Annotated in this window: 25 protein-coding genes; 14 read left to right on the top strand and 11 right to left on the bottom strand. The window is 51.9% G+C overall.

All coding sequences use genetic code 11. From position 1 onward, the window contains the following. Positions 1–25 precede the first annotated feature (25 nt). Positions 26–2,017 (bottom strand): transketolase, encoded by a 1,992-nt coding sequence (gene tkt / locus AABJ99_RS04295; protein ID WP_000098631.1) that lies wholly within the window; start codon positions 2,015–2,017, stop codon positions 26–28. Between the two features lie 277 nt (positions 2,018–2,294). Here tkt and loiP point away from each other — a divergent pair, with 277 nt between their 5' ends. Continuing rightward, positions 2,295–3,053: a metalloprotease LoiP gene (loiP, locus tag AABJ99_RS04290; protein WP_001299420.1), complete on the top strand. Its 759-nt coding sequence runs from the start codon at positions 2,295–2,297 to the stop codon at positions 3,051–3,053. A gap of 141 nt (positions 3,054–3,194) precedes the next feature. Here the strand turns inward: loiP and speB are convergent, their stop codons facing one another. The 6 genes from speB to yqgD all read right to left on the bottom strand — a co-directional run bounded on the left by speB (position 3,195) and on the right by yqgD (position 7,844). Then, positions 3,195–4,115 (bottom strand): agmatinase, encoded by a 921-nt coding sequence (gene speB / locus AABJ99_RS04285; protein WP_000105566.1) that lies wholly within the window; start codon positions 4,113–4,115, stop codon positions 3,195–3,197. 136 nt (positions 4,116–4,251) lie between these two features. Next, positions 4,252–4,983, bottom strand: coding sequence for a hypothetical protein (locus AABJ99_RS04280; protein ID WP_039021548.1), 732 nt, complete (start codon positions 4,981–4,983; stop codon positions 4,252–4,254). Between the two features lie 145 nt (positions 4,984–5,128). Further along, positions 5,129–7,105, bottom strand: coding sequence for a biosynthetic arginine decarboxylase (speA, locus tag AABJ99_RS04275; RefSeq protein WP_001352954.1), 1,977 nt, complete (start codon positions 7,103–7,105; stop codon positions 5,129–5,131). 8 nt (positions 7,106–7,113) lie between these two features. Then, a complete protein-coding gene (gene yqgB / locus AABJ99_RS04270; protein ID WP_001360961.1) occupies positions 7,114–7,245 on the bottom strand; it encodes an acid stress response protein YqgB in 132 nt (43 codons plus the stop codon). Positions 7,246–7,338: 93 nt separating this feature from the next. Next, positions 7,339–7,482, bottom strand: coding sequence for a protein YqgG (gene yqgG / locus AABJ99_RS04265; protein ID WP_001297404.1), 144 nt, complete (start codon positions 7,480–7,482; stop codon positions 7,339–7,341). Positions 7,483–7,592: 110 nt separating this feature from the next. Beyond that, positions 7,593–7,844, bottom strand: coding sequence for a protein YqgD (gene yqgD, locus AABJ99_RS04260; protein ID WP_001305310.1), 252 nt, complete (start codon positions 7,842–7,844; stop codon positions 7,593–7,595). 55 nt (positions 7,845–7,899) lie between these two features. Between yqgD and metK the strand changes: the two genes are divergently transcribed. The 8 genes from metK (at position 7,900) to ruvX (ending at position 15,171) form a co-directional block, all read left to right on the top strand. After that, on the top strand, positions 7,900–9,054 hold the full coding sequence (metK, locus tag AABJ99_RS04255; RefSeq protein WP_001062128.1) for a methionine adenosyltransferase: 1,155 nt from the start codon (positions 7,900–7,902) through the stop codon (positions 9,052–9,054). 484 nt (positions 9,055–9,538) lie between these two features. Beyond that, positions 9,539–10,933 (top strand): galactose/proton symporter, encoded by a 1,395-nt coding sequence (gene galP / locus AABJ99_RS04250; protein ID WP_001352953.1) that lies wholly within the window; start codon positions 9,539–9,541, stop codon positions 10,931–10,933. A 76-nt stretch (positions 10,934–11,009) separates the two neighbouring features. Beyond that, positions 11,010–11,507 (top strand): SprT family zinc-dependent metalloprotease, encoded by a 498-nt coding sequence (gene yggI, locus AABJ99_RS04245; RefSeq protein WP_115738241.1) that lies wholly within the window; start codon positions 11,010–11,012, stop codon positions 11,505–11,507. A 94-nt stretch (positions 11,508–11,601) separates the two neighbouring features. Beyond that, positions 11,602–12,309, top strand: coding sequence for a deoxyribonuclease I (gene endA / locus AABJ99_RS04240; RefSeq protein ID WP_000286512.1), 708 nt, complete (start codon positions 11,602–11,604; stop codon positions 12,307–12,309). 79 nt (positions 12,310–12,388) lie between these two features. Beyond that, positions 12,389–13,120, top strand: coding sequence for a 16S rRNA (uracil(1498)-N(3))-methyltransferase (gene rsmE / locus AABJ99_RS04235; RefSeq protein WP_001300912.1), 732 nt, complete (start codon positions 12,389–12,391; stop codon positions 13,118–13,120). A 12-nt stretch (positions 13,121–13,132) separates the two neighbouring features. Beyond that, on the top strand, positions 13,133–14,083 hold the full coding sequence (gene gshB / locus AABJ99_RS04230; protein WP_000593273.1) for a glutathione synthase: 951 nt from the start codon (positions 13,133–13,135) through the stop codon (positions 14,081–14,083). A 108-nt stretch (positions 14,084–14,191) separates the two neighbouring features. Then, positions 14,192–14,755 (top strand): YqgE/AlgH family protein, encoded by a 564-nt coding sequence (gene yqgE / locus AABJ99_RS04225; protein WP_001339287.1) that lies wholly within the window; start codon positions 14,192–14,194, stop codon positions 14,753–14,755. Further along, complete coding sequence (gene ruvX / locus AABJ99_RS04220) at positions 14,755–15,171, top strand: Holliday junction resolvase RuvX (RefSeq protein ID WP_000017111.1); 417 nt, start codon at positions 14,755–14,757, stop codon at positions 15,169–15,171. The genes yqgE and ruvX overlap by 1 nt, the downstream gene beginning before the upstream one ends. Positions 15,172–15,177: 6 nt before the next feature. Here the strand turns inward: ruvX and yggR are convergent, their stop codons facing one another. Next, positions 15,178–16,158, bottom strand: coding sequence for a PilT/PilU family type 4a pilus ATPase (gene yggR / locus AABJ99_RS04215; protein ID WP_072039640.1), 981 nt, complete (start codon positions 16,156–16,158; stop codon positions 15,178–15,180). Positions 16,159–16,175: 17 nt separating this feature from the next. Between yggR and yggS the strand changes: the two genes are divergently transcribed. From yggS to hemW, 5 genes are read left to right on the top strand one after another with little or no spacing between them, the layout of a single operon-like run. After that, positions 16,176–16,880, top strand: a complete 705-nt coding sequence (gene yggS / locus AABJ99_RS04210; RefSeq protein WP_000997797.1) for a pyridoxal phosphate homeostasis protein — start codon at positions 16,176–16,178, stop codon at positions 16,878–16,880. A 17-nt stretch (positions 16,881–16,897) separates the two neighbouring features. Continuing rightward, on the top strand, positions 16,898–17,464 hold the full coding sequence (gene yggT / locus AABJ99_RS04205) for an osmotic shock tolerance protein YggT (RefSeq protein WP_001094831.1): 567 nt from the start codon (positions 16,898–16,900) through the stop codon (positions 17,462–17,464). Further along, a complete protein-coding gene (yggU, locus tag AABJ99_RS04200) occupies positions 17,461–17,751 on the top strand; it encodes a DUF167 family protein YggU (protein ID WP_001277222.1) in 291 nt (96 codons plus the stop codon). Before yggT ends, yggU begins: the two co-directional genes overlap by 4 nt. Before the next feature lie 7 nt (positions 17,752–17,758). After that, positions 17,759–18,352 (top strand): XTP/dITP diphosphatase, encoded by a 594-nt coding sequence (rdgB, locus tag AABJ99_RS04195; protein ID WP_001174755.1) that lies wholly within the window; start codon positions 17,759–17,761, stop codon positions 18,350–18,352. Continuing rightward, entirely contained in the window at positions 18,345–19,481 is a 1,137-nt protein-coding gene (hemW, locus tag AABJ99_RS04190) for a radical SAM family heme chaperone HemW (RefSeq protein ID WP_039021550.1), read from the top strand. Before rdgB ends, hemW begins: the two co-directional genes overlap by 8 nt. A gap of 64 nt (positions 19,482–19,545) precedes the next feature. Here the strand turns inward: hemW and yggM are convergent, their stop codons facing one another. The 3 genes from yggM to yggN form a co-directional block, all read right to left on the bottom strand. Continuing rightward, on the bottom strand, positions 19,546–20,553 hold the full coding sequence (gene yggM / locus AABJ99_RS04185) for a DUF1202 family protein (protein WP_338387500.1): 1,008 nt from the start codon (positions 20,551–20,553) through the stop codon (positions 19,546–19,548). 115 nt (positions 20,554–20,668) lie between these two features. Continuing rightward, positions 20,669–21,715, bottom strand: a complete 1,047-nt coding sequence (gene ansB / locus AABJ99_RS04180) for an L-asparaginase 2 (RefSeq protein ID WP_000394126.1) — start codon at positions 21,713–21,715, stop codon at positions 20,669–20,671. Positions 21,716–21,890: 175 nt separating this feature from the next. Continuing rightward, the gene (gene yggN, locus AABJ99_RS04175) at positions 21,891–22,610 is read right to left on the bottom strand and encodes a DUF2884 domain-containing protein (protein ID WP_000984793.1); all 720 of its coding nucleotides are present in this window, start codon (positions 22,608–22,610) and stop codon (positions 21,891–21,893) included. Positions 22,611–22,745 lie beyond the last annotated feature (135 nt).

Here is a 22,745-nt window from a genome sequence, read left to right as displayed (position 1 = left end):
CCCTTCTCACAATGCATCTTACCGATTACAGCAACGCTTTTGCTTTCGCAACAACGTTGTCAACGGTGAAGCCGAACTCTTCAAACAGCAGCTCTGCCGGAGCAGATTCACCGAAGGTGGTCATGCCGACGATAGCACCGTTCAGGCCGACATACTTGTACCAGTAGTCAGCAATGCCAGCTTCCACCGCAACGCGTGCAGTAACCGCTTTCGGCAGTACAGACTCACGGTAAGCCGCATCCTGCTTGTCGAATGCGTCGGTAGACGGCATGGAAACCACGCGCGCTTTCACGCCTTCAGCAGTCAGTTTTTCGTAGGCAGCAACCGCCAGTTCAACTTCAGAACCGGTAGCGATGAAGATCAGTTCCGGCTGACCGGCACAGTCTTTCAGCACATAACCACCGCGCGCGATGTTTGCCAGCTGCTCTTCAGTACGTTCCTGCTGCGCCAGGTTCTGACGGGAGAGGATAAGCGCAGTCGGGCCGTCCTGACGCTCAACGCCGTATTTCCACGCTACTGCAGATTCAACCTGGTCACACGGACGCCATGTAGACATGTTCGGGGTCACGCGCAGAGAAGCGACCTGCTCTACCGGCTGGTGAGTCGGGCCATCTTCGCCCAGACCGATGGAGTCGTGGGTGTAAACCATCACCTGACGCTGTTTCATCAGCGCAGCCATACGTACGGCGTTACGTGCGTATTCCACGAACATCAGGAAGGTGGAGGTGTACGGCAGGAAGCCACCGTGCAGGGAGATACCGTTAGCAATCGCGGTCATACCGAACTCGCGAACACCGTAGTGGATGTAGTTACCCGCAGCATCTTCGTTGATTGCTTTAGAACCAGACCACAGGGTCAGGTTAGACGGTGCCAGGTCAGCAGAGCCGCCGAGGAATTCCGGCAACAGCGGGCCGAACGCTTCAATCGCATTCTGAGACGCTTTACGGCTGGCGATTTTCGCCGGATTAGCCTGCAGTTTAGCGATGAATTCTTTCGCTTTGGCATCGAAGTCAGACGGCATTTCGCCTTTCATACGGCGGGTAAATTCAGCGGCTTCCTGCGGATAAGCTTTGGCGTAAGCAGCGAATTTCTCGTTCCATGCGGATTCTTTCGCCTGGCCTGCTTCTTTCGCATCCCACTGAGCATAGATTTCAGACGGGATTTCGAACGGTGCATATTTCCAGCCCAGCTGTTCGCGGGTCAGGGCAATTTCAGCGTCGCCCAGCGGCGCACCGTGGGAGTCGTGAGTACCGGCTTTATTCGGAGAACCGAAACCAATGATGGTTTTGCACATCAGCAGAGACGGTTTGTCAGTCACAGCGCGCGCTTCTTCTACAGCGCGTTTGATGGATGCCGCGTCATGACCGTCAATGCCGCGAATAACGTGCCAGCCGTAAGCTTCGAAACGCATTGCGGTGTCGTCGGTGAACCAGCCTTCAACGTGACCATCGATAGAGATACCGTTGTCATCGTAGAACGCAATCAGTTTACCCAGCTTCAGCGTACCCGCCAGAGAGCAAACTTCATGGGAGATGCCTTCCATCATGCAGCCGTCGCCCATGAAGGCGTAGGTGTAGTGGTCGACGATGTCGTGGCCCGGACGGTTAAACTGCGCCGCCAGCGTTTTTTCTGCAATCGCCATACCGACTGCATTGGCAATACCCTGACCCAGCGGACCTGTAGTGGTTTCCACACCAGCGGTGTAACCCACTTCCGGGTGGCCCGGAGTTTTGGAATGCAGTTGACGGAAGTTTTTCAGTTCTTCCATCGGCAGATCGTAACCGGTGAGGTGCAGCAGGCTGTAGATCAGCATGGAGCCGTGGCCGTTGGACAGCACGAAGCGGTCACGGTCAGCCCAGGACGGATTCTGCGGGTTGTGTTTCAGGAAATCACGCCACAGGACTTCGGCAATGTCAGCCATACCCATAGGGGCACCCGGGTGACCGGATTTGGCTTTCTGTACTGCGTCCATGCTCAGCGCACGAATAGCATTGGCAAGCTCTTTACGTGAGGACATTTTGACTCCAGATCGGATGATGAAGGGCACGCCCTTAACGACTTGACGACAGCGCGTTTTGGGCTACGCCGGAAAATTTGCCAACAATTTACCGCAAGCCGCGCGTCATGTACATGGAACATCCTTTTGCCGCTTCAGAAATCTCTGGATCATGCTCGCATGTTGCGCAATCTGCTCGCCCGTCCGCTGCGCTTTTCCTTATACTGAGACTGAGCATCGATTCACCTGCAAACGGTGCATTTTTAGAATAATCCTGACCTTGTGCGGAAGAGAAAACATGAAAATTCGCGCCTTATTGGTAGCAATGAGCGTGGCAACGGTACTGACCGGTTGCCAGAATATGGACTCCAACGGACTGCTCTCATCAGGAGCGGAAGCTTTTCAGGCTTACAGTTTGAGTGATGCGCAGGTGAAAGCCCTGAGCGATCAGGCATGTCAGGAGATGGACAGCAAGGCGACGATTGCGCCAGCCAATAGCGAATACGCTAAACGTCTGACAACTATTGCCAATGCGCTAGGCAACAATATCAACGGTCAGCCAGTAAACTACAAAGTGTATATGGCGAAGGATGTGAATGCTTTTGCGATGGCAAACGGCTGTATCCGCGTCTATAGCGGGCTGATGGATATGATGACGGATAACGAAGTCGAAGCGGTGATCGGTCACGAAATGGGGCACGTCGCGTTAGGCCATGTGAAGAAAGGGATGCAAGTTGCATTAGGTACCAACGCCGTGAGAGTCGCGGCAGCCTCTGCGGGCGGGATTGTCGGCAGTTTATCGCAATCACAGCTTGGTGATCTGGGCGAGAAATTAGTCAATTCGCAATTCTCCCAGCGCCAGGAAGCAGAAGCCGATGATTATTCTTACGATCTTCTGCGCCAACGCGGCATCAGCCCGGCTGGTCTTGCCACCAGCTTTGAAAAACTGGCGAAACTGGAAGAAGGCCGCCAAAGCTCAATGTTTGACGACCATCCGGCATCCGCCGAACGCGCCCAGCATATTCGCGATCGTATGAGCGCGGATGGGGTTAAGTAAAGCCTGGTGGTGCCGAACGTAGGTCAGATAAGGCGTTCACGCCGCATCTGACATGAATGACACATTTGTTACCCTGTCCGCAATGCCGGATGCGATGCTGACGCATCTTATCCGGCCTACGGGCGACATCGCATCTGGCGCTTACTCGCCCTTTTTCGCCGCCTGAATATACAGCATCTCCAGCGCCAGCGTCGCTGCTGCCAGAGCGGTGATTTCCGACTGATCGTATGCCGGAGCCACTTCCACTACGTCCATCCCAACGATGTTGAGATCTTTCAGGCCGCGTACCAGTTTAATGGCGCGATCGGAGGTCAGGCCGCCAATCACCGGCGTACCGGTGCCCGGCGCGAAAGCAGGATCCAGGCAGTCGATATCAAAGGTCAGGTAAACTGGCATATCACCTACAATCTGTTTCACCTGGGCGATAACGTCATCCACGCTGCGATCGTTCACCTGGCAGGCGTCCAGTACGGTAAAGCCGTTGTCTTTATCAAACTCGGTACGAATACCAATCTGTACGGAGTGATTCGGGTCGATCAGACCTTCTTTCGGCGCGGTATAGAACATGGTGCCGTGGTCAAATTCACAACCGTTCGCATAGGTATCGGTGTGGGCGTCAAAGTGTACCAGCGCCATTTTGCCGAAATGCTTCGCATGAGCACGCAGCAGCGGCAGGGTAACAAAGTGGTCACCACCGAAGGAGAGCATACGCTTACCGGCAGCCAGCAGCTTTTCAGCATGCGCCTGCAGCTTCTCGCTCATCTCACGAGCATCGCCGAAGGCATACACCAGATCGCCACAGTCCACCACATTCAGACGCTCGCGCATGTCGAAATTCCACGGGAAGCGGTTGTGTTCCCAGGCCAGATTCGTCGAAACCTGACGGATCGCCGCCGGACCGTGGCGTCCACCCGCACGACCAGAAGTGGCCATATCGAACGGCACGCCGGTAATTACCCAGTCGGCGTCGCTGTCGTACGGCTGGAAGTTCATCGGCAGGCGTAAAAAACCAAAGGCGTTAGAAACCAGTGAGTTATCGTATTGATGACCTAAGGTGCTCATGGATGGACTCCTATTACAAAGTCGATATAAAAAAAACCCTTCCGCGTCGTTAGGCCCGACGAGGAAGGGTTGGATTTGCGAAACACAATTTTGTGCTAATTATCGCCTTAAATGGGCGAAGCATCAAGCGAGGTTACTATTTCCGACACGGTGGCGGCGCATAGCCATTGTTATCTGCCGGGAAGGCTTGTCCAGAGCACGGCGGCAGCGTGTTTTGCGCCGGGCCTTGCAATTCGAAAGCTGCAAAGCCAATTACACCGGTATTACGCACATCGCCTTGCGCCGAATTGGCTGCGTAGGAATCAGCAACGTTGGCGAACTGAAAAGCCGCTTCGGTATGTTTATCTTTGCGGAATCCTTTAATCGCCAACGAATCCCCGGCATTCACAATATAGCCGTTGTTATTCAGGGAACCTTGTTTACCATTGAGAACATCCAGGCCATCAACTGTCGCAACGATCTCGTAGTTGGTGTTACGACTGTAATTGCGGACATATAATTGGTAATTCATTCCTACTCTGGCATGGACTATATAGCGTAGTTCTTTACCTGATGAATTATAAATCCGCGTAATAGGTAGAGAATTAAAATTACCATCGCGAATAGCATATTCAAGTTCGTTAATACGGATGCTATAAACGCGGTCGTAGCCGGAAGGAACATTAGTCGAATAACTAATAACGATCATCTCTGCCGGATCGCGCCAGGCTCGTTCAGCAGATACGCCCTGAACCGTTGAGTGCACATCCCCACCCCAGGCGGTGCCGACATTGCCCGATGCACTGCTATTATACTGCGCATTACTGGAACAACCGGCCAGCAGCACGACTAATGCCACCAACGCGCTACGTACTTTCCATTTTTTCATAACCGTTCCCTCTGCATTTAATTAATGCAGCGATTGTAGGGAGATTATTTAATAAGGAAAGCAGCTAAATTATTTTTAAGAATATATAAAAAGAAAGCGGGTCGATTTACATAAATAAATCGACCCGATAGCGGAATAATCTTAATTACTCATCTTCAAGATAAGTATAACCGTACAGACCTGCCTCGAACTCTTCCAGGAACTGTTGTTGCAGTTCAGCATCAAGATCGGTTTTCTTCACTTGATCACGGAACTGGGTTAACAGCGTTTTCGGATCGAGCTGTACATATTGCAGCATGTCCGCCACGGTATCGCCTTCGTCAGACAGTTCCACTTCTACGCTACCATCAGGGAAGACGAACACATCAACCGCTTCGGTATCACCAAACAGGTTGTGCATGTTGCCGAGGATCTCCTGATATGCGCCGACCATAAAGAAACCGAGCATCGGCGGATTCTCTGGATCGTACTCCGGCATAGGCATTGTTGTGGCAATACCATCACCATCAATATAGTGGTCGATGGCACCGTCAGAGTCACAGGTAATATCCAGCAGCACGGCGCGGCGCTCCGGAACTTGATTCAGCCCTTCCAGCGGCAGAACCGGGAACAACTGGTCGATCCCCCATGCGTCCGGCATCGACTGGAACAGCGAGAAGTTGACGTACATTTTGTCCGCCATACGTTCCTGCAATTCGTCGATAATCGGGCGATGTGCGCGGTTTTGCGGATCCAGCTGCTTTTGCACTTCATGACACATGCTCAGATAAAGCTGCTCAGCCCACGCGCGTTCTTGCAGGTTGTAGGTGCCCGAAGAATAGCCGATATGAATATCGTGCAAGTCCATCTGGCTGTCATGTAACCACTCACGCAGAGAACGGCGAGTTCCCGGTTCGTGCATCTCCTGCCAGGTTTCCCACATGCTTTGCAGCGCGCGCGGCGCGTCTTCTGCTGGCGCGGTCGGCACCGTGTATTCGTTACGTTCCACGCCGATGATATTCGACACCAGCACGGTGTGATGCGCAGTCACCGCACGACCTGATTCGGTGATTACTGTCGGATGCGGCAGACCATTTTCTTCACACGCATCGCCAATCGCCCAAATGATGTTGTTGGCGTATTCATTGAGGCCGTAATTCACTGAACAGTCGGACTGCGAACGAGTACCTTCATAGTCCACACCCAGACCGCCGCCGACATCAAAGCACTGAATATTGACGCCCAGCTTGTGCAGTTCCACATAGAAACGCGCGGATTCACGAACGCCCGTGGCGATATCGCGAATATTCGCCATCTGCGAACCGAGGTGGAAGTGCAGCAGTTGCAGGCTGTCGAGACGTCCGGCTTCACGCAGGGTTTCAACCAGTTGCAGTACCTGAGTCGCCGCCAGGCCGAACTTCGATTTTTCCCCGCCAGAAGACTGCCATTTGCCAGAACCTTGAGACGCCAGACGCGCGCGCACGCCCAGACGAGGAACGACATTCAGACGTTCTGCTTCATCCAGCACAATGGCGATTTCTGACATCTTCTCAATGACCAGATAGACCTTATGGCCCATCTTCTCGCCAATTAATGCCAGGCGGATATATTCGCGGTCTTTATAACCATTGCAGACGATGACGCTACGGGTCATGCCAGCATGCGCCAGTACCGCCATCAACTCAGCTTTGGAACCGGCTTCCAGGCCCAGCGGTTCGCCCGAATGAATCAGGGATTCAATCACGCGGCGGTGCTGGTTAACTTTGATCGGGTAAACGAGGAAGTAATCGCCGTTATAGCCGTAGGATTCCCGCGCACGTTTGAACGCGGCGTTAATGGAACGCAAACGGTGCTGCAGGATCTGTGGGAAACAGAACAATGCAGGCAGACGCTGACCCTGTGCTTCACGAGTTTTCACTAACTGCGCGAGATCGACGCGAGCTTCCGGGACGTCCGGGTCCGGGCACACGCTAATGTGACCCAGCTCGTTAACGTCATAATAGTTATTGCCCCACCAGGCAATATTGTAAGTACGCAGCATCTTGCTGGCTTCCTGGGAGCTCATTGCAACCTCCTGCATGGAGCGTAGTACACCGTGTTCGCCCGCTGACGAAGGCAAACCCATAGACATGTCGTCAGACATAGCGAACCTCAAATTATTTTATTAAGTGTAAAACAGTTAACGACTATCGCAGCCTGGGACTGCGATAACAACCCATAAGCACACGGATTTTCCAGCAAAGTATGCTGACGCTCCGACTGCGCAACCGGTTTCTTTTTCATAACATTATTAAACACATAACCGAACGTAAGTGTGACAGTTCGGCGAAACCACGAGAAAACTCTTGTTTTTACAAGAGCGCCCTTGTTCAGTCCTCAGTAACTGTAACCAGCTCTTGAATCCTGAGAAGCGCCGAGATGGGTATAACATCGGCAGGTATGCAAAGCAGAGATGCAGAGTGCGGGGAACGAATCTTCACCAGAACGGTGAGACAGGTTAAGCAGCAGACAACGGTTCATTATTTCGTATCACCTCCACGGCCGCCTGTTAAGACGAACCCACAAGCCAAAACTCTGATTTCAACCCGGCTGGAAGTGGCAACACGAAAGAAACGTCGTGTGCTTTTTATTTAAGCCGCGCGCCGCGTTTTATACCCCACAATGGCAGAAAATTGCAAAAGATAAATACGCAGAATGCCAGCATTGTCAGGAAAAATTTCCAGCCACGTTTTTAACAGAATGAGACACGATTCAAAAAAAAGTGGAAATTGGGTGAAGAACTGACCTAAAATAGCCATCCAGATGTTAATCCATCCATACCGATTAACACTCAGACTGCCAGTGTTTTTAACCTGCAGAGTCGTGGTAGGATCCGCTACCACAGAAAATCCACACAACAGTTTGAGCTAACCAAATTCTCTTTAGGTGATATTAAATATGGCAAAACACCTTTTTACGTCCGAGTCCGTCTCTGAAGGGCATCCTGACAAAATTGCTGACCAAATCTCTGATGCCGTTTTAGACGCGATCCTCGAACAGGATCCGAAAGCACGTGTTGCTTGCGAAACCTACGTAAAAACCGGCATGGTTTTAGTTGGCGGTGAAATCACCACCAGCGCCTGGGTAGACATCGAAGAGATCACCCGTAACACCGTTCGCGAAATTGGCTATGTACATTCCGACATGGGCTTTGACGCTAACTCCTGTGCGGTCCTGAGCGCTATCGGTAAACAGTCCCCTGATATCAACCAGGGCGTCGACCGTGCCGATCCGCTGGAACAGGGCGCGGGCGACCAGGGCCTGATGTTTGGCTACGCAACCAATGAAACCGACGTGCTGATGCCAGCACCTATCACCTATGCACACCGTCTGGTTCAGCGTCAGGCTGAAGTACGTAAAAACGGCACTCTGCCGTGGCTGCGCCCGGACGCGAAAAGCCAGGTGACTTTCCAGTATGACGACGGCAAAATCGTTGGCATCGATGCTGTAGTACTTTCCACCCAGCACTCTGAAGAGATCGACCAGAAATCGCTGCAAGAAGCGGTAATGGAAGAGATCATCAAGCCGATTCTGCCCGCAGAATGGCTGACTTCCGCAACCAAGTTCTTCATCAACCCGACCGGACGTTTTGTTATTGGCGGCCCGATGGGTGACTGCGGTCTGACTGGTCGTAAAATTATCGTTGATACCTACGGCGGCATGGCACGTCACGGTGGCGGTGCATTCTCTGGTAAAGATCCATCAAAAGTGGACCGTTCCGCAGCGTACGCAGCACGTTATGTCGCGAAAAACATCGTTGCAGCTGGCCTGGCTGATCGTTGTGAAATTCAGGTTTCCTACGCAATCGGCGTGGCTGAACCGACCTCCATCATGGTGGAAACTTTCGGTACCGAGAAAGTGCCTTCTGAGCAGCTGACCCTGCTGGTACGTGAGTTCTTTGACCTGCGTCCATACGGTCTGATTCAGATGCTGGATCTGCTGCACCCGATCTACAAAGAAACCGCAGCATACGGTCACTTTGGTCGTGAACATTTCCCGTGGGAAAAAACCGACAAAGCGCAGCTGCTGCGCGATGCTGCCGGTCTGAAGTAATCTTTCTTCACCTGCTTTCAAAGGCCAGCTTCGCGCTGGCCTTTTTCTTTTCCAGAGAAATGCCTGATGCGCTACGCTTATCAGGCCCACAACCGCTGTCACATGTAAGTGGATAAGGCGTTCACGCCGCATCCGGCAAAAAAACCGCCTGCACAATAACATCATTCTTTCTGAACACGTTTTACCCTCAAATCATCACCACGACTGAAACCGATTACACCCACTACACCAGCCAAATATTTGTAATATTTTCATATTATTATTCAGTTTTCACAGCTGTTACATTTCTTTTCAGTAAAGTCTTAATTGCAGATAACAGCGTTTAATCTATGATGATATAACTCAATTATTTTCATGCAATTAAATCATAACTAAGATAAATGTTAGTGTAAGCGATTACACTGATGTGATTTGCTTCACATCTTTTTACGTCGTACTCACCTATCTTAATTCACAATAAAAAATAACCATATTGGAGGGCATCATGCCTGACGCTAAAAAACAGGGGCGGTCAAACAAGGCAATGACGTTTTTCGTCTGCTTCCTTGCCGCTCTGGCGGGATTACTCTTTGGCCTGGATATCGGTGTAATTGCTGGCGCACTGCCGTTTATTGCTGATGAATTCCAGATTACTTCGCACACACAAGAATGGGTCGTAAGCTCCATGATGTTCGGTGCGGCAGTCGGTGCGGTGGGTAGCGGCTGGCTCTCCTTTAAACTCGGGCGCAAAAAGAGCCTGATGATCGGCGCAATTCTGTTTGTTGCCGGTTCACTGTTCTCTGCGGCTGCGCCAAACGTTGAAGTACTGATTCTTTCCCGCGTTCTGCTGGGGCTGGCGGTGGGTGTGGCCTCTTATACCGCACCGCTGTATCTCTCTGAAATTGCGCCGGAAAAAATTCGCGGCAGTATGATCTCGATGTATCAGTTGATGATCACTATCGGGATCCTCGGTGCTTATCTTTCTGATACCGCCTTTAGCTACACTGGTGCATGGCGCTGGATGCTGGGTGTGATTATCATCCCGGCAATTTTGCTGCTGATTGGTGTTTTCTTCCTGCCAGACAGCCCACGTTGGTTTGCCGCCAAACGCCGTTTTGTTGATGCCGAGCGCGTGCTGCTGCGCCTGCGCGACACCAGCGCGGAAGCGAAACGCGAACTGGATGAAATCCGTGAAAGTTTGCAGGTTAAACAGAGTGGCTGGGCGCTGTTTAAAGAGAACAGCAACTTCCGCCGCGCGGTGTTCCTTGGCGTACTGTTGCAGGTAATGCAGCAATTCACCGGGATGAACGTCATCATGTATTACGCGCCGAAAATCTTCGAACTGGCGGGTTATACCAACACCACCGAGCAAATGTGGGGGACAGTGATCGTCGGTCTCACCAACGTACTCGCCACCTTTATCGCAATCGGCCTTGTTGACCGCTGGGGACGTAAACCAACGCTAACGCTGGGCTTCCTGGTGATGGCTGCTGGCATGGGCATACTCGGTACAATGATGCATATCGGTATCCACTCTCCGTCAGCGCAGTATTTCGCCATCGCCATGCTGTTGATGTTTATTGTCGGCTTTGCCATGAGTGCCGGTCCGCTGATTTGGGTACTGTGCTCCGAAATTCAGCCGCTGAAAGGCCGCGATTTTGGCATCACCTGCTCCACCGCCACCAACTGGATTGCCAACATGATCGTTGGCGCAACGTTCCTGACCATGCTCAACACGCTGGGTAACGCCAACACCTTCTGGGTGTATGCGGCTCTGAACGTACTGTTTATTCTGCTGACACTGTGGCTGGTACCGGAAACCAAACACGTTTCGCTGGAACATATTGAACGTAATCTGATGAAAGGTCGTAAACTGCGTGAAATCGGCGCTCACGATTAATCTCCTCTGGCTTCCTCCCGTCGCGGAGGAAGCCACCTCTTGCAGTCATCTTTTCTTCGCTCTATCCTCTGCCGCTATGAAAACATCCCGTCTCCCTATCGCCATCCAACAGGCCGTTATGCGTCGCCTGCGGGAAAAACTCGCCCAGGCCAACCTGAAGCTGGGGCGTAACTACCCGGAGCCAAAACTCTCTTACACCCAGCGCGGAACCTCTGCCGGAACAGCCTGGCTGGAAAGCTATGAAATTCGCCTCAATCCCGTTTTGCTGTTGGAAAACAGTGAAGCTTTTATTGAAGAAGTGGTGCCACACGAACTGGCACATTTGCTGGTATGGAAACATTTCGGCCGCGTAGCGCCACATGGCAAAGAGTGGAAGTGGATGATGGAAAACGTGCTTGGCGTTCCCGCTCGTCGTACGCACCAGTTTGAACTGCAATCCGTGCGTCGCAACACCTTCCCCTACCACTGCAAGTGCCAGGAACATCAGCTTACCGTACGCCGCCATAATCGCGTAGTTCGTGGCGAGGCCGTCTATCGCTGTGTTCATTGCGGTGAACAGCTGATTGCAAAATAACCACCTGAACTATCAGGAACTTTCCTGATCTGGCTGATTGCATACCAAAACAACTTTCGCTACGTTGCTGGCTCGTTTTAACACGGAGTAAGTGATGTACCGTTATTTGTCTATTGCTGCGGTGGTACTGAGCGCAGCATTTTCCGGCCCGACGTTGGCCGAAGGTATCAATAGTTTTTCTCAGGCGAAAGCCGCGGCGGTAAAAATCCACGCTGACGCACCGGGTACGTTTTACTGCGGATGTAAAATTGACTGGCAGGGCAAAAAAGGCGTTGTCGATCTGCAATCGTGCGGCTATCAGGTGCGCAAAAATGAAAACCGCGCCAACCGCGTAGAGTGGGAACACGTTGTTCCCGCCTGGCAGTTCGGTCACCAGCGCCAGTGCTGGCAGGACGGTGGACGTAAAAACTGTGCCAAAGATCCGGTTTATCGCAAGATGGAAAGCGATATGCATAACCTGCAACCGTCAGTCGGTGAGGTGAATGGCGATCGCGGCAACTTTATGTACAGCCAGTGGAATGGCGGCGAAGGCCAGTACGGTCAATGCGCTATGAAGGTCGATTTCAAAGAAAAAGTCGCCGAGCCACCAGCACGTGCACGCGGTGCCATTGCGCGCACCTACTTCTATATGCGTGACCAATACAACCTGACACTCTCTCGCCAGCAAACGCAGCTGTTTAACGCATGGAACAAGATGTATCCGGTTACCGACTGGGAGTGCGAGCGCGATGAACGCATCGCGAAGGTGCAGGGCAATCATAACCCGTATGTGCAACGCGCTTGCCAGGCGCGAAAGAGCTAACCTACACTAGCGGGATTCTTTTTGTTAACCCCTACCCCACGCGTACAACCGCGTGGGGAGACGACGCGGATTTTTAACTATGCGTATCCCCCGCATTTATCATCCTGAACCACTGACCAGCCATTCTCACATCGCGCTTTGCGAAGATGCCGCCAACCATATCGGGCGCGTACTGCGCATGGGGCCAGGACAGGCGTTGCAATTGTTTGACGGTAGCAACCAGGTCTTTGACGCCGAAATTACCAGCGCCAGCAAAAAAAGCGTGGAAGTGAAAGTGCTGGAAGGCCAACTCGACGATCGTGAATCTCCGCTGCATATTCACCTCGGTCAGGTGATGTCGCGTGGCGAAAAAATGGAATTTACGATCCAGAAATCGATCGAACTCGGTGTAAGCCTCATTACGCCACTTTTTTCTGAACGCTGCGGCGTTAAACTGGATAGTGAACGTCTGAACAAGAAGCTCCAGCAGTGGCAGAAGATTGCAATTGCTGCCTGTGAGCAGTGTGGTCGTAACCGGGTGCCGGAAATCCGTCCAGCGATGGATCTGGAAGCCTGGTGTGCAGAGCAGGATGAAGGACTGAAACTGAATCTTCACCCGCGCGCCAGTAACAGCATCAATACGTTGCCGTTACCGGTTGAACGCGTCCGCCTGCTAATTGGCCCGGAAGGCGGTTTATCGGCAGATGAAATTGCCATGACTGCCCGCTATCAATTTACTGATATCCTGTTGGGACCTCGCGTTTTGCGTACAGAGACAACTGCGCTCACCGCCATCACCGCACTACAGGTGCGTTTTGGCGATTTGGGCTAACGGAGAAGAATAATGATCAAGCTCGGCATCGTGATGGACCCCATCGCAAACATCAACATCAAGAAAGATTCCAGTTTCGCTATGTTGCTGGAAGCACAGCGTCGTGGTTACGAACTTCACTATATGGAGATGGGCGATCTGTATCTGATCAATGGCGAAGCCCGCGCCCATACCCGCACGCTGAACGTGAAGCAGAACTACGAAGAGTGGTTTTCGTTCGTCGGTGAACAGGATCTGCCGCTGGCCGATCTCGATGTGATCCTGATGCGTAAAGACCCGCCGTTTGATACCGAGTTTATCTACGCGACCTATATTCTGGAACGTGCCGAAGAGAAAGGGACGCTGATCGTTAACAAGCCGCAGAGCCTGCGCGACTGTAACGAGAAACTGTTTACCGCCTGGTTCTCTGACTTAACGCCAGAAACGCTGGTTACGCGCAATAAAGCACAGCTGAAAGCGTTCTGGGAGAAACACAGCGACATCATTCTTAAGCCGCTTGACGGTATGGGCGGCGCGTCGATTTTCCGCGTGAAAGAAGGCGATCCAAACCTCGGCGTGATTGCCGAAACCCTGACTGAGCATGGCACTCGCTACTGCATGGCGCAAAATTACCTGCCAGCCATTAAAGATGGCGACAAACGCGTGTTGGTGGTGGATGGCGAACCGGTGCCGTACTGCCTGGCGCGTATTCCGCAGGGGGGCGAAACCCGTGGCAATCTGGCTGCCGGTGGTCGCGGTGAACCTCGTCCGCTAACGGAGAGTGACTGGAAAATCGCCCGTCAGATCGGACCGACGCTGAAAGAAAAAGGGCTGATTTTTGTTGGTCTGGATATCATCGGCGACCGTCTGACTGAAATTAACGTCACCAGCCCAACCTGTATTCGTGAGATTGAAGCAGAGTTTCCGGTGTCGATCACCGGAATGTTAATGGATGCCATCGAAGCACGTTTACAGCAGCAGTAACCCACCTTAGCGAGAAGGATCTCGTTGAGACTCTGAGTGACAGCGCCCTTCTTTCCACGCATACTGGGCGCTGTTGCTTTTTTGAACCAGGAAACAGAACCTCTGACAATGAATTTACAGCATCACTTTCTTATTGCCATGCCTGCTCTCCAGGATCCGATTTTCCGTCGTTCCGTGGTCTACATTTGCGAACATAATACCAATGGTGCAATGGGGATCATCGTCAACAAGCCGCTGGAAAATCTCAAAATTGAAGGGATTCTGGAAAAGCTGAAGATCACGCCGGAGCCGCGTGATGAATCAATCCGTCTGGATAAACCGGTTATGCTCGGCGGCCCACTGGCGGAAGATCGCGGGTTTATTTTGCATACTCCGCCCTCCAATTTTGCTTCCAGCATTCGCATTTCAGACAACACGGTGATGACCACTTCCCGCGATGTGCTGGAAACGCTCGGCACCGATAAACAACCGTCTGACGTATTGGTGGCGCTGGGTTATGCCTCCTGGGAGAAAGGTCAACTGGAACAAGAAATTCTCGATAACGCGTGGCTAACGGCCCCGGCAGATCTGAATATTCTGTTCAAAACGCCGATTGCCGACCGCTGGCGCGATGCGGCAAAACTGATTGGTGTGGATATTCTCACCATGCCTGGTGTGGCAGGGCATGCCTGATGAGTGGAACCTTACTCGCCTTCGATTTCGGCACTAAAAGCATTGGCGTAGCGGTCGGACAACGCATTACCGGCACCGCTCGCCCACTGCCCGCAATTAAAGCGCAGGACGGTACGCCGGACTGGAACCTTATCGAACGTTTACTGAAAGAGTGGCAGCCTGACGAAATTATCGTCGGTTTGCCGCTGAATATGGACGGTACCGAGCAACCGTTGACTGCCCGGGCGCGTAAATTCGCCAATCGTATTCATGGCCGTTTTGGTGTTGAAGTTAAGCTCCATGACGAGCGTCTTAGCACCGTGGAAGCGCGCTCCGGTCTGTTCGAACAGGGCGGCTATCGGGCGCTCAACAAAGGTAAAGTCGACTCTGCCTCTGCGGTTATTATTCTCGAAAGTTATTTCGAGCAGGGATATTAAGGCGATTTACAAACGCCCTTCCCCCACCCGCTGCTGATAACTCTGCTGAAACGTTAACATCCCCACTTGTTGCCCAGTTTGAATAACATGTGGTAACTGGTGGGTTTTCCCTTCGCGAATCAAATTCCCCACCGCGGGTGTGTTAATCAGCAATTCAAACAGCGCCACGCGTCCTTCCTGTTTATCCACTTCCAGCTTTTGTGACAACACCGCCCGTAAACTACCTGCCAGTTGATTACGCACGGGATCTTTTTCCTGCGCCGGAAATGAATCCACCAGTCGCTCAACTGCCTGCGCCGCACCACGCGTATGTAATGTTGCCAGCACCAGATGCCCGGTTTCTGCCGCCGTCAGCGCCAGACGGATTGTCTCGCTGTCACGTAGCTCTCCGAGCAATATCACATCGGGATCTTCCCGCAATGCAGCCCGCAACCCCGATGCGAACGTCATACAGTGCAAACCAATCTCCCGCTGCTGGATCAAACATCGCTGGCTGGCATAGAGATATTCCACAGGATCTTCCAGCGTCAGAATATGCGCATCGGCATGTTGATTGAGATAGCCAACCATCGCCGCCAGCGTGGTAGATTTGCCGCTCCCCGTCGCCCCCGTCACCAGAATCAGGCCATTCTCGATCTTGAGTAATTCCGGCAATACCGGTGGTGCGCCAAGCTGTTCGAGCTGCGGGCAGTGCGAAGGTAACAACCGTAATGCCAGAGAAATACCTTGCCGTTGCGCGAACGCACTGCCGCGCAATCGCTGGTTTTCCGCCAGCGACACAGCAAAATCTAACTGACCATTCTCCAGCAATATTGCCCGCTGATCGTCATCCAGCCACTCCCGCAATAGCTCTTCCACGTCCGGCGCGTCAAACGGCGCAGCTTCCATTCTTCCGCGAATACGCCATCGTGCGGGCCAGGCGCTGCACAGGTGTAGATCCGAGACGTTATGCTTTACACTAAGGGCCACAATTTCTTCCATATTCATACTAAGATCCTCGGAAAATGAACGATATTGCGCATAACCTGGCACAGGTCCGGGACAAAATCTCAGCGGCTGCAACGCGTTGCGGCCGTTCTCCAGAAGAAATTACGCTGCTTGCAGTCAGTAAAACAAAACCTGCGAGCGCCATCGCAGAAGCCATTGATGCCGGGCAGCGTCAATTTGGTGAAAACTATGTTCAGGAAGGGGTAGATAAAATTCGCCACTTTCAGGAACTGGGCGTAACAGGATTAGAATGGCATTTTATTGGCCCGTTGCAGTCTAATAAAAGCCGCCTGGTGGCAGAACATTTCGACTGGTGTCATACCATCGACCGTTTGCGCATCGCCACCCGCCTGAACGACCAGCGCCCGGCAGAACTCCCCCCTCTTAACGTACTGATTCAAATTAATATTAGTGATGAAAACAGTAAGTCCGGGATTCAACTGGCTGAACTGGACGAGCTGGCAGCAGCGGTCTCTGAACTACCGCGTTTACGTCTGCGCGGGCTGATGGCAATCCCTGCGCCTGAGTCAGAATATGTAAGGCAGTTTGAAGTTGCACGCCAAATGGCTGTAGCATTTGCCGGACTGAAAACGCGCTACCCGCATATCGACACGCTCTCTCTGGGAATGTCGGACGATATGGAAGCCGCCATCGCGGCAGGTAGCACGATGGTTCGTATCGGCACTGCAATTTTTGGTGCGCGTGATTACTCTAAAAAATAAGGAATTAAAGGAACGCCATGAATACGTTGACTTTCCTGCTTTCAACGGTCATTGAGCTGTATACCATGGTGCTGTTATTACGCATCTGGATGCAGTGGGCTCATTGTGATTTTTACAACCCCTTCTCACAGTTTGTAGTGAAGGTAACGCAGCCAATTATCGGGCCACTGCGCCGCGTTATTCCTGCAATGGGGCCAATTGACAGCGCCTCACTGCTGGTTGCGTACATTCTCAGTTTCATCAAAGCCATCGTGCTGTTTAAAGTGGTGACCTTCCTGCCAATCATCTGGATTGCCGGTTTACTGATTTTGCTGAAAACCATCGGCCTGCTGATTTTCTGGGTCCTGCTGGTGATGGCGATTATGAGCTGGGTAAGCCAGGGTCGTAGCCCGATTGAATACGTCCTGATTCAGCTTGCCGATCCTCTGCTGCGCCCGATTCGCCGCCTGCTGCCAGCAATGGGTGGGATTGATTTCTCGCCGATGATCCTCGTTCTGCTGCTGTATGTCATTAATATGGGTGTCGCAGAAGTACTGCAGGCGACCGGAAATATGCTACTACCGGGGCTGTGGATGGCGTTATGAGTGCCGTAACAGTTAATGATGACGGTCTGGTTTTACGGCTTTATATTCAGCCGAAAGCCAGCCGTGATTCTATTGTCGGTTTACATGGCGACGAAGTAAAAGTCGCCATTACCGCGCCGCCAGTTGACGGCCAGGCCAACAGCCATCTGGTGAAGTTTCTCGGCAAGCAATTCCGGGTAGCCAAAAGCCAGGTGGTGATTGAAAAAGGCGAACTTGGCCGCCACAAACAAATTAAAATCATTAATCCGCAACAAATCCCGCCAGAAATCGCGGCGTTAATTAATTAGGTATCCTATGCAAAAAGTTGTCCTCGCAACCGGCAATGCCGGTAAAGTGCGTGAGCTGGCGTCGCTGCTTAGCGACTTCGGTCTTGATATCGTGGCCCAAACAGACCTCGGCGTAGATTCTGCCGAAGAAACCGGCCTGACCTTTATCGAAAACGCGATTCTGAAAGCACGACACGCGGCAAAAGTGACCGGTTTACCAGCAATTGCCGACGACTCTGGTCTGGCGGTAGATGTGCTTGGCGGCGCGCCTGGGATTTACTCCGCACGTTATTCCGGTGAAGACGCGACCGATCAAAAGAATCTGCAAAAACTGCTGGAAACAATGAAAGACGTACCGGACGACCAACGTCAGGCGCGTTTCCACTGCGTGCTGGTATATCTGCGCCACGCGGAAGATCCGACTCCGCTGGTGTGCCACGGTAGCTGGTCTGGCGTGATTACTCGTGAACCGGCGGGTACTGGCGGCTTTGGTTATGATCCAATCTTCTTCGTGCCTTCCGAAGGTAAAACTGCTGCCGAACTGACCCGCGAAGAAAAGAGCGCCATTTCCCACCGTGGTCAGGCATTGAAACTGCTGTTGGACGCTTTACGAAATGGTTAAATTACCGCCGCTGAGTCTCTACATTCACATCCCGTGGTGCGTGCAGAAATGCCCGTACTGCGATTTCAACTCTCACGCGTTGAAAGGAGAAGTGCCGCACGACGATTATGTTCAGCATCTGCTTAACGATCTGGACAACGATGTGGCTTACGCTCAGGGCCGTGAAGTGCAGACAATCTTTATTGGCGGCGGTACGCCGAGCCTGCTTTCTGGCCCGGCGATGCAAACGCTGCTGGACGGCGTGCGTGCGCGTTTGCCGCTGGCAGCGGATGCAGAAATCACCATGGAAGCGAACCCAGGCACGGTAGAAGCCGATCGCTTTGTTGATTATCAGCGTGCTGGTGTAAACCGCATCTCTATTGGTGTGCAGAGTTTTAGCGAAGAAAAGCTAAAACGACTTGGACGTATTCATGGCCCGCAAGAAGCGAAACGGGCGGCAAATCTGGCAAGCGGGCTGGGGCTGCGTAGTTTTAACCTCGATTTGATGCATGGGTTGCCTGATCAATCACTGGAAGAGGCGCTTGGCGATCTACGCCAGGCCATTGAACTGAATCCGCCGCACCTTTCCTGGTATCAACTGACCATCGAACCTAATACGTTGTTTGGCTCACGCCCTCCTGTACTGCCGGACGACGATGCATTGTGGGATATCTTCGAGCAAGGGCATCAGTTATTAACGGCTGCGGGTTATCAGCAATATGAAACATCCGCTTACGCCAAACCAGGTTATCAGTGCCAGCACAATCTCAACTACTGGCGATTTGGTGACTACATCGGTATTGGCTGCGGCGCGCACGGCAAAGTCACCTTCCCGGATGGGCGCATTCTGCGTACCACCAAAACGCGTCATCCGCGTGGTTTTATGCAGGGGCGGTATCTGGAAAGCCAGCGTGATGTCGAAGCCGCAGATAAGCCGTTTGAGTTCTTTATGAATCGCTTCCGTCTGCTGGAAGCCGCGCCGCGCGTGGAGTTTAGCCAGTATACTGGCCTTTCAGAAGAGGTTATTCGCCCTCAGTTAGACGAGGCTATTGCTCAGGGTTATCTCACAGAATGTGCGGATTACTGGCAGATAACGGAACATGGGAAGTTGTTTTTAAATTCGCTGCTGGAGCTTTTTCTGGCTGAGTAAATTTGTATTGCCGGATGCGGCGTGTACGCAACATCCGGCTACAACTCTTGCGTCATCGCAAAAATTACTTAATCACCCCATTGCGCCGCAATTGTTCGGTATCTTTTTTCCAGCGTTCATTAGCCTGGTTGATATCGTCAATTTTCATCAAAATCGCGACTTTTTTACTGTTTATTTCTGAAACTTTCATCGTTAACGGATATTGCCCTTTTTCGAGCGTTATCCAGTCATCCTGCAATTTACGGCTAAGTTTTTGTGATTGCAGAAAAGTCTGTCGCCGTTGTTCGTTGATATCGAAATCTCGCTTCTGCTGAATCGGCACTTCATAACACTCTGCACTCTGTTTATGACATGCCGCAATCGCCGGTTGATAAACCTCTTTGTCATATTTAACCGCGAACGCCTCGCTATCGTTCTGTTTATTAAACTCATCACGCTGTTGGTGAATTTTTTTAAATGCGTCTTCGCGGGTCATTTGCTTACCGTTTGCATCTTTTCCCCAATATGCATCCGCTGCTTTCTGCGCCGCCACCATTTGCTTATCAAGCGCTTTCACTTCCTTTTCCAGCGCAGGAATCGAGTTCTTCTGGGTATTCAACGCTGATTCAAGCTGACTAAAGCGATAATTGAAATCTTCGCTATTCACGATCAGATATTTATTATTCGTTTTGATATCGTCGACCACCCGCCCACGATCGCTGGCTGCCGCCTGAAAAGAGTAAAAGTTCACCGACCAGCCAGACGCGGGCGTTCCTTTACTGGTTAACATCGCCGAGAATTTTACCGGTTTATCTTTCGTCCAGGTCTGTTCGAGCAGTTCGTAATCTGCCAACTGACCGACCCAGGTATAGAGATCGTCACTGGAAGAGACATCGCCTTCCGCTGACCAGGTGGCCTGATTACCCTTAGCATCAAGATTTTTTAAGCTGATGGCATCAAGCTTGAGAATGCCGTGATACTGCTTTTTGAATTGATCTTTTAAGATATTTTCAGTTGGCGGTTCGCCATCTGCCCAGGCATTACCAGTCATCAACATAAGCAGCGCCGTGCCTACAATCCATTGCATTTTCACCCGAAAACCCTCGCGCGGAATAATTTATTCCGGTGATTATCATTAGGGTGATAAAAATTGGCAATGGACGTGAGTCTGAAGTGAAAAGCCCCGGCACGATACCGGGGCGAGGTGATTAGTACTGATTGAAGAGCTGCTGGATCTGCTGCGGATCTTTGGTTTGCGTCAGAGCCAGTTGCAGCAGAACGCGCGCTTTTTGCGGGTTCAGCGTGCCAGAGGCCACGAAGCCATATTTCGCATCATCCACTTCGGCATCCTGAGTGGTAGCGCCCGTCGGTACGCGGGAAGAACGCACTACTGCAGTGCCGTTTTTCGCGGCGGTCGCCAGAGTGTCGAACACGGATTTATACAGGTTACCGTTACCCACACCAGCGCTGACGATGCCATCATAGCCCGCATCTACCAGTGCTTTAGCCGGAAGATCGGATGCGTTAGCGTAGTTATAAACGATGCCGACTTTCGGCAGTTCATTCAGCTTAGAGACATCGAACGGCGTGTCGCTGGTATGCTTACGTGCCGGGGTACGTTGGTAGTCAATCTTACCGTTGTGAATGTAACCCAGAGGACCGTAGTTAACAGACTTGAAGGTCGCTACGTCGGTGGTGTTGGTTTTGGTGACATCGCGACCGTCCAGTACGGTGTCGTTCATCACCACCAGCACGCCACGATTAGCGGAGGCTTTATCAGCTGCGGTCACTACCGCGTTATACAGGTTGAATGGACCGTCTGCGCTCATGGACGTGGACGGGCGCATTGCGCCGACCATCACCACCGGTTTGTCGCATTTCACCGTCAGGTCGAGGAAGTAAGCGGTTTCTTCCATCGTGTCGGTACCGTGAGTAATGACGAAGCCGTCGGTTTTATCGCAGTCGGTGTTAATTTTTTTCGCCAGTGTCAGCCAGACATTATCGTTCATGTCCTGGGAGCCGATATTCACTACCTGCTCGCCTTTAACGTTCGCAATGTCCTTCAGTTGCGGCACCGCATTAACCAGATTTTCTACGCCAACTTTACCCGCTGTGTAGTTAGATTTGGTTGCGGAGTCACCACCACCGGCAATGGTCCCGCCGGTTGCTAAAATGGTGATATTGGGTAATGCCAATGCTGCACCACTAAAACCCATAACCAGTGCGGCAAGTGCCGTCTTTTTGAAAAACTCCATTTCATTCCTCCAGTTACGTGAACGCTACGCATTATCCCTTAGCTTTGTATGGGAAATTTGACGTTAAACAATTTACAACGTGAATATATTTTGGAGATCTACAAAGTTAGAGACAGGTAACAAAACGAAGAATTAAACGGCATAAAAAAGTATTATGCCGTCTTAAAATAGAGGATTATTTTAAATTTCCGACCAGGGCTTTGCGGCTATCTTCCAAAGTCACAACGCGGCTACAGACATCTTTGCCAAACTGCTGGAAGTCTTTTTCCTGCTTTTTCCATTCGGTCTGGATTGAGGATTGCAGACCGCCCAGGCTTCCCAGCACATTCTGTAATGGGTTACCACCGCTTTTCAGCACCGCTTTCGCGCCCATTTCATTAATGCTGTCCTGTAAAATTCCGCCCATTGCCTGATTCACTAATTGCTGGCCTTCGGCGCGAACCTGATCAATGGCTTTATAGTGGAACGTCAGGCCATCGCTGCGCGTTTCGATAATGCGGTTCATCTGCTCTTTCAGTTGCGCATCAAGTTTGGTCAGACGGCTGCGCATTTTGCTGTTTTCGCCCATCTCCTGAACGATGATTTTATCCAGCGCGATACGGGCTTTCTCGACGCGGCTTTTCGCGCCTTCATCAATCCACGGCAGCGTACTACGCAGTTCAGCCTGATAATCCTTCGCCTGCTCGCGCTGGGCGGCGTTCAGGGAATATTGCTTACCGTTATACATCACGTTGCCGTCTGGCGTGATCACCAGATTGCCGTTTTCGCCCTTCACCTGCACGGTTTGCGGGCTGACAATCACATCATCACGCGGCGTGACGCTGCACTGGTAGTCGGCGTGAGCGGTCATCGCCGTCACTGAAAGTGCTGCCGCCAGCAGCATTTTGCGCATCATAGTCTTCCCTCAAGAACAAATCAGGCCAGCATTTGCTGGCCCCAGATTGATAACAAAGTACACGTTATCCATGCCGGATGCGGCGTAAACGCCTTATCCGGCCTACTCGATTGTGCATCTTTCCAGGCCTGATAA

This window comes from Escherichia coli (assembly GCF_036503815.1).
GTDB classification, from domain to species: Bacteria; Pseudomonadota; Gammaproteobacteria; order Enterobacterales; family Enterobacteriaceae; genus Escherichia; species Escherichia coli_F.
The sequence above is the reverse complement of the archived record's forward strand: the minus strand, read 5'-3'. Positions and strand labels throughout refer to the sequence as shown.